General features: G+C 59.6%; 9 protein-coding genes. 6 read left to right on the forward strand and 3 right to left on the reverse strand.

The genetic code is table 11. The features are described from left to right. Positions 1-8 precede the first annotated feature (8 nt). From LKE90_RS04930 to LKE90_RS04940, 3 genes are all read right to left on the reverse strand, one after another. Positions 9-3,362, reverse strand: coding sequence for a glycosyltransferase family protein (locus tag LKE90_RS04930; protein ID WP_291491777.1), 3,354 nt, complete (start codon positions 3,360-3,362; stop codon positions 9-11). A 194-nt stretch (positions 3,363-3,556) separates the two neighbouring features. Beyond that, positions 3,557-5,269, reverse strand: a complete 1,713-nt coding sequence (rpsA, locus tag LKE90_RS04935) for a 30S ribosomal protein S1 (RefSeq protein ID WP_291491778.1) — start codon at positions 5,267-5,269, stop codon at positions 3,557-3,559. Between the two features lie 610 nt (positions 5,270-5,879). Continuing rightward, the gene (locus LKE90_RS04940) at positions 5,880-6,014 is read right to left on the reverse strand and encodes a hypothetical protein (RefSeq protein WP_291491780.1); all 135 of its coding nucleotides are present in this window, start codon (positions 6,012-6,014) and stop codon (positions 5,880-5,882) included. A gap of 165 nt (positions 6,015-6,179) precedes the next feature. Here LKE90_RS04940 and LKE90_RS04945 point away from each other — a divergent pair, with 165 nt between their 5' ends. The 6 genes from LKE90_RS04945 (at position 6,180) to lptG (ending at position 13,453) form a co-directional block, all read left to right on the forward strand. Beyond that, a complete protein-coding gene (locus tag LKE90_RS04945) occupies positions 6,180-6,467 on the forward strand; it encodes a YtcA family lipoprotein (RefSeq protein ID WP_291491781.1) in 288 nt (95 codons plus the stop codon). A gap of 3 nt (positions 6,468-6,470) precedes the next feature. Beyond that, positions 6,471-7,532 (forward strand): multidrug transporter subunit MdtN, encoded by a 1,062-nt coding sequence (mdtN, locus tag LKE90_RS04950; protein WP_291491782.1) that lies wholly within the window; start codon positions 6,471-6,473, stop codon positions 7,530-7,532. Further along, positions 7,513-9,348 (forward strand): FUSC family protein, encoded by a 1,836-nt coding sequence (locus LKE90_RS04955; protein ID WP_291491783.1) that lies wholly within the window; start codon positions 7,513-7,515, stop codon positions 9,346-9,348. Before mdtN ends, LKE90_RS04955 begins: the two co-directional genes overlap by 20 nt. Continuing rightward, positions 9,345-10,976 carry a TolC family protein gene (locus LKE90_RS04960; RefSeq protein ID WP_291491784.1) on the forward strand — a complete coding sequence of 544 codons (1,632 nt, stop codon included), beginning with the start codon at positions 9,345-9,347 and terminating at the stop codon, positions 10,974-10,976. The genes LKE90_RS04955 and LKE90_RS04960 overlap by 4 nt, the downstream gene beginning before the upstream one ends. A gap of 219 nt (positions 10,977-11,195) precedes the next feature. Beyond that, positions 11,196-12,320: an LPS export ABC transporter permease LptF gene (gene lptF, locus LKE90_RS04965; RefSeq protein WP_291491785.1), complete on the forward strand. Its 1,125-nt coding sequence runs from the start codon at positions 11,196-11,198 to the stop codon at positions 12,318-12,320. A gap of 11 nt (positions 12,321-12,331) precedes the next feature. Next, the gene (gene lptG / locus LKE90_RS04970; RefSeq protein ID WP_291491786.1) at positions 12,332-13,453 is read left to right on the forward strand and encodes an LPS export ABC transporter permease LptG; all 1,122 of its coding nucleotides are present in this window, start codon (positions 12,332-12,334) and stop codon (positions 13,451-13,453) included. Positions 13,454-13,514 lie beyond the last annotated feature (61 nt).

Here is a 13,514-nt window from a genome sequence, read left to right on the forward strand (position 1 = left end):
ACTGCCGCTCAGTGTTCGACAAGGTCGCGCACGGTTTCAGCACAGTAATCGATAACGGTTTTGACGGCGGCCGCTTCCTCTACGGTCCGGACCTGACTGTCTTCACATAGGATGCGGATGCCCGTGGTCTGGAAGCCGACTTCATCACCGACCACGTTCAGCAGCCCGACACGATACCAGCCGCTCAGCGTTTCGTTGAAACCCTTGCTCAGACTCAGATTGCCGACAAAGCCCACGCAGAGCGGAGCATCATGGAAAATGGTCTGCACGTCCTGACGGATGAGCCGCGAAGTCGCCATGAAGATCGGCGCGCCAGTTTCCTCGTTGACCAGCACGACATAGACCTGACCCGCCCGCGAGAGACCGCGGAGGAAGGCCCAGCCACGAACGATCAGATCGCTTTCCGGCAGATCACGTTCATGATGACCACCGTCTTCAACGAGACCGCTGAAGTGATCGATGTAATATTGCAGCTCGCCCTTGTACTGCTGCCCGATCCTGCTGCCGAGCGCAGACAGCTTGATGCCTCTCAGCACACCGTCACTCTCGGAGACGCGCTCGAAATCACGCAGGATCTGACCATTGGAAGGAGGCAGACGCGCAATGCTGACAATACGACCGCCTTCAACCTCGATCTGGACGGACGTCAACTGGAATGCGCCCTTGCCGTGAACGATGTTGACGAGGCCGATGCGGAAAACACCCTCACACCACTTCCCACGCAGCGCGACCTGAGCGGAAAAACCCGAACGACGCGGCGCGCCGGGGAACAGGCCCGTGACGTCCGAACGCACTTCACGGGCTGTCGGAATGAAGATGGGGGGAATGTCTTCCTCGCCCATCAGGACGGCATAGAGATGCCCGGAACCGGAAACGCCCGGAACCACATACCAGCCGCGGATGTGGAAGGCGTCGGCCACGACAAAATCTTCGTCTTCATATTCCGCGAAAACATGGCGGCAGACATCGTCGATATAATATTCCGCTCCCTGAATCGAATACCAGTCAGTGACTGTTTCAGGCAGCTCAATGGCCAGATCCCGCGTCGTCGGAGGATCGAAGATGTGGCGCGGGGGAGCCTGATTTTTCCATGAGGCGTGTGGCAGCAGATGCACCTGTCCGACATCGAACTGCACGTTACTGCTTCCCATATCGCGACGAGGGGCGACATCACGATAAATCTGGAGCAGCTCATCGCCGTATGTCCGGGCGTCGGTCCAGAGATGCGGCCCGATATTGGCCATAAGCTGCCTGCGTACGCTCTCACTGCAACGGATCAGCTCAAGACGTTGCAGCACATCTGCAGGACTGCCAATCGGCACCTTGAAGCCGTTGACACCATCTTCCACACGATCACCCAGCGCGCCGACATCCGTCACGACCGGAATAAGGCCGCTCTGCCAAGCTTCGGAGAGTGAAATGCAGTAGGTTTCGGGCCAGATCGACAGATTAAGGGCCACGTCCGCGACCTTCAGGGCCTCGACATCGCCTGCGGAATAGCGCCCGTAAACATGCACGTTGTTTTTGTGCATGTTGTTGAGGATACCTTCATATTCCGGATGAACATATCCAAAGATATGGAACTCGAAGAGATCGGAATTGGCCATCTCGATAATGCTGAGAACCGCATCCGCACCCTTGGTACGCAGGAAGTTACCGATCACGGCGACCCCCAGACGACGACCATCCAGCGACGCATAGGTTTTCGCCACGATAGGAGACGTCGGTTCCGGAGAAGGAATACCGAGCGTCAGGCTGACTTTCTTCTCAAGGTGCGGATAAATCTCATGGGTCAGGTCATGTGAATGTTTGGTCCCGAACAGGATCACGTCCACAGATTCAAGCATTTTCGACACAAACGCACGGCGTGTCTGCTCACCGCCGAACTCGACATTATCCGAGCGTTTCATGGAAATATCGGCAGCCAGAACCCACTTCACTTCCTCCTCGCAATAGCGGAGTTCATGGTTCAGCAGATTGTAGCGGGACGACAGCAGGAAGAAATCATGCGCCGAAAACACCACGCCGACACCATTCGCCTTGGCGATGATCGGCAGTGAGAGGCAATGATGGCCCAGATGCTGGAAATGCACGATATCGAAATTGTACTGACTGATCGCGGCTGAAAACGCCATTTCTTCCGGGCCGTCGCACATCGTGTCGAGCCAGCCGGTATCCGGCACGTCGAAGCTCTCGATCTCGCGGCCGCTGGCATCCGTCAGACGGCACATGCCGTCACGATGCAGCCAGTAGAAGAACTCCACTTCACGCAGCAGCATGGAGGCGATGGTCTGCTGATAGACCTCAACGCCGCCCCATGCCTGCTCATGAATGGTGGAATGCGTGCACATCAGCACACGCAGACGACCACGGCGCGCAGGCACGGACTCCTCTTTCGACACGACATGGCGGCCGAAATCCGCACCGGTCACGTCCATCATCTTCTTCAGACGATGCTCATACAGATGGGCGTCCAGAACGGCTTTCTGTGCGGCAGTCGCCTGCTTGCGGCGCAGGGACTTGTTGGCCAGCAGCGCGGCGATATGCTCGATCACGCCCTCGACAGAACGCGCCATGCTCGCGCCCGCGACTTCATGGATATACTGCTCGTCAAGCTGTTCACCTGCCTCGACGACCTGCGCCGTGCCGGCAAGACCAAGCTCATAAAAACGAGGCCCCGGCGCGGTCGCCTGCCCGACATCGCCGTGGCTGGCATAGTCACGGAACATGGTCAGCGTGACGGCGCTGGCGTTGGCGAAATCGATGAACGCCTCATGGCTGATCGGGCGCTGGATGGCGAGATCGGCCAGATCGGCGGGCAGAGGCGGCAGATATTCATTGCCGGGACAGACCAGCTTAATTCTGGCGTCCGGGAAGGCCGTGATGACGCGACGCAGGGTCTCGACGCGATTCGGCCACATCGTGCCGGCAAAGAAGATATCGTAATCGAGTTCAGCGGCTGTCTTCACCTTGCGTTCATGCAGGGACAGACTGGCCCCGAGAGGCAGATAATGCCCCTTGCCCTGATAGAACTCCACGCAAGACGGATCATTGGTGAAGACGTAATCGAAGAAACCGATGTTATCGACGTTGAAAGATACCATGAACGGGTCTTCGAACGCCCAGAAAATCATCGTCTTGAAGGCTGGTCTGACGCGACGCATCAGCTCCATGTTGATCCGCTGACCGTCGATGCAGATCAGGACATCATGTTCGCCCTGCGCGGCCAGATCAGCAAGAGACATGTTGTCGGCGACGACAACATTGCCGTCACCAAGGACCGTTTTGGCGGCTCGTTCAAAGGCAAGGGTAAGGTAGTAGTTCGGATTATGCGTGTAGTTCGTATTGTATATGACTGCCATTGACCTACGCCGACGTTTCCGTCTTCGCCTTCCCTGAATAACTACACAGATCGAACATCAATTCTTTTTGAGACTTTACCGCAAAGACCGACCCGGCAAAAGACCTCCGCTTCAGTCACTTACCTCTGATGAACAAAAAAAATGGCATCTCGATGGAGATGCCATTTTTCACAATCAGACTAAGATCGCCTTAATCAGGCGTCCGCGCTCCGACGACGGATCGCTGCGCTGAGGATGTCACCCAACGAAGCGCCGCTGTCAGAAGAGCCATACTCGTTGATGGCCTGCTTGTCCTCGTCCTGCTCACGACCACGGATGGTCAGGGCAAGCTTGCGGGCAGCACGGTCAACCGAGACAACTTTCGCATCGACGCGCTCACCAACGGCGAAACGCTCCGGACGCTGCTCAGCCTTGTCACGAGCCAGCTCCGTGCGACGGATGAAGCCGGACAGAACGTCGTCAACCTTGACTTCGATGCCGTTGGCCTGAACCGCCGTCACCACGCAGGTCACGATCGCACCCTTCTGAACGCCCGTCAGGACGTCAGCGGCAGGATCTTCCTGAAGCTGCTTGATGCCGAGGGAGATACGCTCTTTCTCCACATCCACGTCGAGGACCTTGGCCTGAACGACCTGACCCTTTTCGTAGTTCTTCATGGCTTCTTCGCCAGCTTCGTCCCATGACAGGTCGGACATGTGAACCATACCGTCGATGTCGGCGGACAGGCCGATGAACAGACCGAACTCGGTGATGTTGCGGATCTCGCCTTCCACGATCGAGCCAACCTTGTGCTCTTCCGCGAACTGCTCCCATGGGTTGCGCTGAACCTGCTTCAGGCCGAGCGAGATGCGGCGCTTCGTGCTGTCCACATCCAGAACCATGACGTCGACTTCCTGCGAAGTAGCGACGATCTTGCCCGGATGGACGTTCTTCTTCGTCCAGGACATCTCGGAAACGTGCACCAGACCCTCGACGCCCGGCTCCAGTTCGACGAACGCACCGTAATCGGTGATGTTCGTGACGCGACCGGTGAAACGTGCGCCAGACGGATACTTGAGCGCCACGTTCTCCCACGGATCAGCCTCAAGCTGCTTCATGCCGAGAGAAATGCGCTGCGTATCCGGGTTGAAGCGGATGACCTGCACGCGAACCGGCTGACCGATCTGCAGGGCTTCGGACGGGTGGTTGATGCGCTTCCAGGCGATGTCGGTGACATGCAGGAGGCCATCGACGCCGCCGAGGTCCACGAACGCACCGTAGTCGGTGATGTTCTTGACCACGCCGTCGAGGATCATGCCTTCCTTCAGGCCCTGAATCAGCTCGCTGCGCTGCTCTGCACGGGTCTCTTCAAGAACCGCACGACGCGAAACGACGATGTTGCCGCGAGCGCGGTCCATCTTCAGAATCTGGAAAGGCTGCGGAACGCCCATGAGCGGAGCCACATCACGAACCGGACGGATATCGACCTGGCTGCCCGGCAGGAACGCCATCGCGCCGCCGAGATCAACCGTGAAGCCGCCCTTGACGCGACCATAGATCGTGCCGTTGACGCGCTGGTTGGCCTCGAAAGCCTTCTCCAGATTGGTCCATGCTTCCTCGCGGCGAGCCTTCTCGCGCGACAGGACGATGGAACCGTCACGGTCTTCGTAACGCTCGATATAGAGCTCGATGACATCGCCCGGCTTGACTTCCGGAGCAGCGCCCGGCGGGCCGAACTCGCGCAGGGCGACGCGGCCCTCGCTTTTCAGGCCAACGTCAACAATCGCGAAATCATCGGTCAGGCGGACAACGCAGCCCTTGACCACCGATCCTTCAAAACCGCTATCCTGCCCGAGCGTCTCGTCGAGCAGTGTCGCAAAATCCTCACCGCGAAAATGATCGGTGGCTGTCTGTGTGGCTGAAGCCATGTAGAAACTGTTTCCCTGTCAGGATCGAAATCCCGACATGCCTGCGCCCCGCATACTGGATGCGAGACGACCTGCCCGCCGCGCCTGTGGCGCCCGCGAGCCTGCTTTCATTACCCGTCGCGCGCGACCACCGCGTACGACTGCGGATGAAAGACACCCCCCCTCCCGTCTTGTCAAGAAAATAACGCTTTTCCAGGCGAGCAGACCCCCATCAGGGTGATTACAGAAGCGTGAGCGCCGCTTTTCGACAATCTGCATGCCCACTTCATGCAGCAGAATCAGCGAATAAGACCATGAATGCCGTGCTGGCGAGAGCAGCAAACGGGGAGGCCCCACCATCTGTCGCTGAACGTCACGTTTATCAGCCCAGCCAGTGTTATTGTGGAGGCTTACACCTTACCCCGGCTTAACAGCACGCCTCCACGACAACATCGCCGACAGTATCCGGCACGCCATCCCTTGCGGCATTGCTCCCGAAGATGAGACGATCATGCCCGATAGTCCTCAACCAGCGTTACCTCTGGCAGCACGACCTACCTGCCCCTTGAAAGTAGTGCGAAGCAGTCTGCACTCCCTCATTCGGTCCGTTCCTGTTCAACATCGCTCTTACTCAGAACAGGTCCTCTACAAGACCCACGATCAGATCATCTTCCCAATACTGATCGTTGGTCACCGACTTCGCTGCATTGCTTGCCTGACGTAGGCCATGCAGGAACAGCGAGACAGTCTCCGGACCGGACGACAACCCGTCTGGCGGTTCGGCCTTCCGTTACTGCCGAGCAAAGACCTTTTCTGCATCGCGAAACTTATCCGGCCTACAGACGTCCTTCACAACGCACTGCTTATGTGCCCCTGTAAGAAAGGGTTGTGATCCTTGGTGCAGCCCCTCCATGCAGGAAAGAGCGTTATCGTGGCGCGTCCACCTTCCCTTATCGACCTGAAATCCGTCGCCACGGCATCCGGCCTTCTGACGCTCACGGGCTGTTCTTTACAGGGAGCGCCCTCCTTCCCTCTTGTCGGAGCCTATTTCCCCGCATGGATGATGTGCGCCCTCATCGGCATTCTCACCGCCATCGGCTTTCGCGTGGCTTTTCTCGCGCTCGGGATTGATGCCATCCTGAGATTCCGGCTTTTTACCTACGTCTCTCTGGGCGTACTCATGGCCCTGCTTGTGTGGGCGCTGGTATTCGGACCCTGACCCATGCAAACCAATCCGCCATCCAAAACGCAGAAAAACCGAAACAGGCCGGGCATCGTGATCGCCGCTGTCTGTGTGACAGCCACGATCCTGTTCGGACTCCACATCGCGCATCAGGACACAGCGTTCCCTTCCACCGACAGCGCCTCCATTGATGCCGAGCTTGTGCATGTGGCTTCCGTCGTCGGGGGCCGTCTGGTCGAACTGCATGTGCAGGAGAATCAGCACGTTCATAAGGGCGATCTGCTCTACCGGATCGATCCAGAACCCTACCGCCTGACACTCAGACAGGCTGAAGCCAGCGCGGCTCTGGCTCAGGCGGAAGTCGAGCATCAGGAACGTCTGGTGGCCATCAAGACCGTCGAGGCGACCTCCGCGCAGGATCAGGTCCATCGCGCGACCACCAACCGCGACCTGACGGTCCGCACGGTCCGGCGCCTCGCACCCCTCGCGCAGAATGCCTATATCCCCTTGCAGGAATATGATCAGGCTCAGGTCGCCGCCCGCAACGCGGAGATTTCACTGGCGCAGGCGACGCAGCAATCTGTCGCAGCCACGACAGCCATCGGTGATCTCAAGAGTTCCATTGCCGCCCGTGACGCCAGCAACGCCGCCCTTGCCCGTGTGCGCTATGAACTGACCCAGACAGACGTAAGAGCACCTGCGGACGGATATGTCACAAGCCTGCATGTCAAAACGGGCGAAGTTCTTGCCCCGGCGCAAGCTCTGTTCACCCTGATCGCTGACGACGAATGGCATGCTGTCGGTAATCTGCGCGAGACCGATCTGGCCACCGTCCATCCCGGTGACTGCGCCACAGTCTATTCCATGATCGACCGCACGCAGGCCATTCACGGCGTGGTGGACAGTATCGGCTTCGGCGTCATGTCGCTGGATTCCGCAGGACTGGCACGTGGACTGCCGCTCGTGCCGCGTCAGATGGACTGGGTCCACGTCGCGCAGAGATTCCCGGTCCGTGTCAGGCTGGACCACGCCGACCCTGCATTGCTCCGTGTCGGCGCGACAGCGACTTTTGAGATACGGCATGGCGCGTCCTGCCACTAAGCCCGGGTTCTCCCTGAGGAAGCCCGGTTTTACGCGTCTGTGGCGGATGGTGTGCAACCCGTCGCCGGGGCGTCAGGGCTACGCACTGCGTATGGCGGCCGGATGTACGGCGACCGTTCTGGTCGGTGAGATATGGCAGGTGCCCGACCTCGCCGTCCCTGCCCTTGTCACCATGGCGCTGTGGCAGAAGGACCGCGTGACCAATGCGCTGGCGGGCGTTGCGGTCAATATCCTCATCATTCTGCTGCTGGCTTTTGTCTATCTCTGGATCAGACTCACGCTGGACAACCCGATGGCCCTGACAGCCGCCATCGCCGGTCTGTCGTTCTGTTTTTTCTTTCTCGGCTCGGCCAGCAAGCTGAAACCGGTCGCCTACATGCTCGGACTGTCCGTGGTGTACGGCCTGATTGCGATTGATCAGGTGCCGGTGGGAGAAGTCATCACCCGCGCCATTCTCTATGTCGATCTCTTCCTCGCCGTGCCCGGCGTGGTGATGCTGGTGGTCGGCCTGCTGATCTGCCCGTCGCCACGCACAATCGCCATGCAGGGGATCGCCGCCCGTCTGCGGATGAGCGCGACCCTGCTTTCAGGGACCGATGAAGCCACACGTGAGCGCGCCACCGATCTGCTGCGTGAAGGAACCGCCGGTCTCATCAAGTCCCTGAAAATGGCGCGACTGGAAAAGATATGGTCGCCGGACGAACTTGCCCGTCTGGAACAGGCGGCCAGTGCAGGCGCGGGACTTCTTTCTCTGGCTCTGACTCAGACTTTGACTCTGGCGGATGACCATCCGGCAAGAGCCGTGAGCCATGAACCACCCCTTCTCCTGATCGACGCGCTGAACACTTCCGCCACCCGGTTCGAAAGAGGCATCTGCCCGGAAGACACCGCACATCCGTCGCCGGATGATGAACAGCCGGAATACCGGGCAATGGTGGATATTCTTGGAATACTGACCGTTCCACCGCCCGAGGCAGGCCGTGGACAGGCTGGCGAGAAAGCCCCGAAGAGCGGATTTTTCGCAGCCGACGCTTTCACCAATCCGGATCACACCCGCTTCGCCGTCAAGGGCACGGCGGCTGTCATGCTGAGCTATTTCATTTTCAGCATTCTGGACTGGCCGGGCATCCATACCTGCATCATCACCTGTTTCATCGTCGCCCAGCCGACAATGGGCGAGATGGTCTCCAAGCTCACGCTCCGCATCGTCGGCGCGCTGATAGGCGGGGCTGTCGGGATTGCCTCCATCGTCTTCATGCTTCCGCACCTGAATGACATCACATCGTTCCTGTGTCTGGTTTTCGTGGTCTCCCTGCTGGCGGCATGGATCAAGACGGGTGATGAACGCATCGCCTATGCCGGATTCCAGATCGGCCTCGCCTTTTATCTCACCAATCTGAAGGGTTATGGGCCGACCACCGACATGGTCACGGCGCGTGACCGTATTCTTGGCATCATGCTGGGTAATTTCGTGACCTACGCGATGTTCACAAGTTTCTGGGCCAGCAGCGCCTTTAACGGGATCGACGCCCGCATGAAGACCATTGTGCAAAGGCTGCGGCAGCAACGGGACGCGATAACCGCTTCAGACAGTCTCGCCTGCGCTGCCAGTGTGCAGGAGGCGGTGTCACTTGCCGAGCGTCAGGGTGAATATGCCTTTGCGGAACCCGACCACATGCGGGCCGACATGCATCATCTCGAACGGCTGGATACCCTGTTCCACGAAGCTGAAGCCATCAGTGCGGGCCTGCTCGACCCCGCCACCCGATCCTGTGCGGAAACCCGTCTGGCCCATCTGGAAAGCGTTGTTTCATGAACAGTCGCATCGTGCTCACCCTGTCCTGCGCCGTTTTGCTGACCGGATGCGCGACCTCCGAACTGGCGACCGCGCCTCAGAGCCCGGACAGACCGTGGGTGCCGACAACGTCCGCATCGGGAGCCATCATCTCTCCCGATCAGGGCGATACGCGCCTCCGTCACGGTCTGGTTCTTCCGGAAGGCTTTACGCTTCCATCCAACAGGGAGGCTCTGCAACAGGCGCAGTCGCCCGAGTTGCTTGCACGGCAGGATCACCCCTATTCGCTGGCGGAGCTGATTGACGTCGCGCAGTCCCGAAATCCTGAAACACGGCGTGCGTGGAACAGCGCACGCGATGCGGCGCTGGCCGTCGGAATCACCAAAAGCATCTATCTCCCGCAACTGACGGCAACAGTCGTCGGCGGTTACAGCCACAGCCGCTCTTCCGATTCGAACGCTTCTATCAGTGGCGCGGGACCGATCAGTGGCCTCATCAATGACGGACTGAATAATCTCGACCGTTACACCCGCAACAACGGCGGCGGCAGTTCCGGATCTGGCGAAGTGCAGACGCTCGGCATGCAGTGGCTGCTGTTCGACTTCGGAAAGCGGGAAGCCTCAATCGAAGCCGCCAGACAGGTGCAGATCGCTTCGAACATCCTGTTCACTGCGGCACACCAGAAGATCATCTATGGCGTGGCGACCGCTTTCTACACCCACGCAGCTGCGGAGACTCGTCTGCGGCTCCTGAAGGAAGCACTCGTCAACGCCCGTCATGTGCAGGCGGCAGCGGAAGCCCGCCTGAAACAGGGACAGGGCACGATCGTCGATGTCACACAGGCGCAGCAGGTCACCTCGCAGAACGAATTGCGGGTCGTGCAGGCTGAAGGTGAAGCCGAGAACACCCGTCTGGCTCTGATGACGGCCATGGGCGTGTCGAGCCAGTCTCAGGTCGAGACCATGGATGTGTCCGGTCGCACCCTTTCACTGGATGACGGACGTCTGACGGATGAAATGGTCAGAACCGCCGTGTCGCGCCGTCCGGATGTCCTCGCGGCCTATGCGGCGGCGCGGGCAGCCGACAGCCGGGTTTCAGCGGCGAAAAGCGAGTTCCTTCCGAAAGTGTTCCTTTCCGGCAACGTCGCCTACACAACCGGACGGCTCGCCCTGTCCTCCGTGCCGGGTGTCGGCAATGATTCGAATCCCACACTGAACCTGTCCAGCAACCGGTTCAGCAGCCTGATCCTTGGCGGAATCTCGGTGCCGGTCTTCGATGGCGGGATGCGGGCGGCATTTCTCAAGCAGGCCCGGAACCAGTCCGACAGCGCCAACGCCACCCTGCAACAGACCGTCAACGAGGCCGCCCGTCAGATTGTGGTCGCTGAAAACGCGGTCCATACCAGTCTGAGCGCCTATACGGCCTCCACCCGGCTGAAAACCGCCGCGCAGACAAGCTTCAACGCAGCCTTCACAGCCTACCGGAGCGGCGTCGGGTCCATCACGCAGGCGACCATCGCCCAGAATGGTCTGTTGGACGCCACAATCAGTCAGTCAGACGCCTATTTCGCCTCTCTGATCGCCGCGACGAGTCTGGCTTTTTCGACGGGTTCGCTGGGCGGCGCACCGGAGGCCGGAAGCCCGGATTGATCACAGGAGATGACAATCCGTTACAATTGATCCTATAGGCTCATTCCCGAAGGGCTTTCCGTATCCCTAGCCGAAGGAGTAAACAGACCGCATGGTCAACCGTGCTTCTTTTCCGGACAGTCCTGTGTTCCAATCCGATGGATTGGATAACCATCCGTCAGGCCTCTTTTTTACCTCCTTACCCGCATGGTGTCCGGAGTGTGGGGAACCGTCTGACCAGTGCTGAGATTCACCACCCTTGATCGTTATACGATGCGCCAGCTTTTTCTGGCGCTCATCGCCACCACGGGCGGGCTGTCGGCGCTGATCTGGCTGACCCAGTCGCTGCGCTTCGTGTCGCTGGTGGTCGGGCGCGGCTTGTCGCTGCGGGTCTTTCTTGAACTGACCAGCCTGATGGTGCCGTCCTTCGTCGCCGTTGTTCTGCCGATCACGACCTTTGTCGTCACCCTGTTCGTCTATCACCGCCTGTCCGGTGATCGTGAGCTGACCGTGATGCAGGCTGCGGGCCAGTCTCCATTCGCTCTCGCCAGACCGGGGCTGATCTGCGCCACCGTCGCGATGATCGTAACCTTCATTCTCAATCTGTGGATCGTTCCGGCGTCCTATCACGAGTTCAAACAGTACGAGTTCCAGATCCGCAACAAGATGGCCGCCTTCATGTTGCAGGACGGCGTATTCACCAAGGTCTCGGACGCCCTGACGGTCTATGTGCGGGAGCGAGGTCATGACGGCTCGCTGAAGGGCATCATGATCGAGGACGACCGGGTGGCGAACAGCCGCGCGACGATCTTTGCAGAAAGCGGCACGATGCTGGTGGTCAATGACCAGCCGCGTGTGGTGCTTTACGACGGCTCCCGTCAGGAAATCGATCACCGCACCGGGCGGCTGACGATGCTGCTGTTTGACCGCAACACCATTGATCTGACATCCAGCAAGAATCAGGAAAACCGGTCGCGGGACGCCTCCGAGATGTCCCTGTCCGAGCTGCTGCATCCCGATCTGACGCAGATCAACATCCGTGACCGGGGCAAGCTGGCGGTGGAGGGCTGGCGACGCATCACCACGCCGTTCACCGCGTTTTCCTTCGCCATGATCGCTCTCGTCGCCATTCTGCGGGGCGCGTTCTCCCGGCACGGCAACATCACCCGTCCTCTGGGCGCCATTATGAGCGTTGTCGGGCTTCTGGCTCTCAACCTGATGCTGCAAAATCTGGCGGGGCGGAATATGGCGCTGATTCCCCTTATCCTGATCGAATCAGCGGCTCCGGCCTTTATCTGCGCGGTCCTCCTGTTCGGTCCGGAAATCCGTGCCGGTCGCGAAACTGCCGCGATCCGGCAGGCGTAGGAAGGCTGTTCATGTTCTTCACGACCGTCCCGGTGACGCTCTCCACCTATATTGCCCGGCAGTTCATGTTTTCCGTGCTGTCGATGACGGCTTTCCTGACCGGCATCGTCTGCCTGTTCGACTTCATCGACCTGCTGCGCCGTGTCGCCACCAAGACCGACGTACCGACCAGCCTTGTTACGAAAATCGCAGGGCTGCATATTCCGTATTTCTTCATGGAGATCATGCCGTTCGGCGTTCTGCTGGGTGGAATCATCTGCTTCTGGCGTCTGACCCGTTCTTCCGAGCTGATCGTCGCCCGCGCAGCCGGTATTTCCGCGTGGCAGTTTCTGGCGGCTCCCCTCGCCTGTGCGCTGGCCATGGGCGCCCTGACCACCGCCGCCGTCTCCCCGTTGTCCTCGATCATGTATGCCCGGGCAGAGGCGCTGGACGAGCAGTATCTGCGCTCTGGCGGCGGCCCCCTCACCATGGCTGGAGCATCGCTGTGGCTGCGCCAGCTCGACACGCAGCTTGATCCGCGCGGCGTGGCCATCCTGCATTCACGCGACACCCATCTCGACGGCGCGCTTCTGACAATTCACGATATCAGCGTCTTCCGCCTGGATCATGACGGGAATCTGCTGCTCCGTATCGAGGCGCCCGCAGGTCATCTGGCTCAGGGACATTGGGAACTCGATAATGCCAGCGAGTTGCATCCATACGAATTGCCGGAAGCAAGCCGGACCATCACCCTGCCGACCGACCTCACGCTCAATCGCGTGCAGGAAAGCTTCGCGTCTCCCGAAACGCTGTCCGTCTGGGCGCTGCCGAATTTCATAGCCATGCTCGACCGGTCCGGCTTTTCCTCGATTCGTCACCGGCTGCATTTTGAGTCTCTGCTGGCTCTTCCCATCCTCGCGGGAACCATGTCTCTCGTGGCCGCTGGCTTCTCGATGAGGCCAACGAGACGCGGAGGTGTTGCCAAAATGATCGGTTCCGGGGTCGGCGCAGGGTTTCTGCTCTTCACGGTCTCGAAAGTTGCTGAACAATTTGGTAACTCGGGTGCCTTGCCGCCTCTGCTCGCGGCTTGGGCACCGACAGGCGCAGGCCTCTGTCTGGCTGTCTCGCTCTTACTGCATCTGGAGGACGGCTGATTGCCCTTTCCCGCACTTCGTTCCGAGAGACAGCTTTCGCGTCGTTTGCGACGCCTGAGGG

This window comes from Acetobacter sp. (genome assembly GCF_022483985.1).
GTDB lineage: Bacteria > Pseudomonadota > Alphaproteobacteria > Acetobacterales > Acetobacteraceae > Acetobacter.

Bases quoted from the DNA above. Each gene is read 5' to 3' on its own strand.
- LKE90_RS04930 (WP_291491777.1), bottom strand. From the start codon at position 3,362: ATGGCAGTCATATACAATACGAACTACACGCATAATCCGAACTACTAC.
- rpsA (WP_291491778.1), bottom strand. From the start codon at position 5,269: ATGGCTTCAGCCACACAGACAGCCACCGATCATTTTCGCGGTGAGGAT.
- mdtN (WP_291491782.1), top strand. From the start codon at position 6,471: ATGCAAACCAATCCGCCATCCAAAACGCAGAAAAACCGAAACAGGCCG.
- LKE90_RS04955 (WP_291491783.1), top strand. From the start codon at position 7,513: ATGGCGCGTCCTGCCACTAAGCCCGGGTTCTCCCTGAGGAAGCCCGGT.
- LKE90_RS04960 (WP_291491784.1), top strand. From the start codon at position 9,345: ATGAACAGTCGCATCGTGCTCACCCTGTCCTGCGCCGTTTTGCTGACC.
- lptG (WP_291491786.1), top strand. From the start codon at position 12,332: ATGTTCTTCACGACCGTCCCGGTGACGCTCTCCACCTATATTGCCCGG.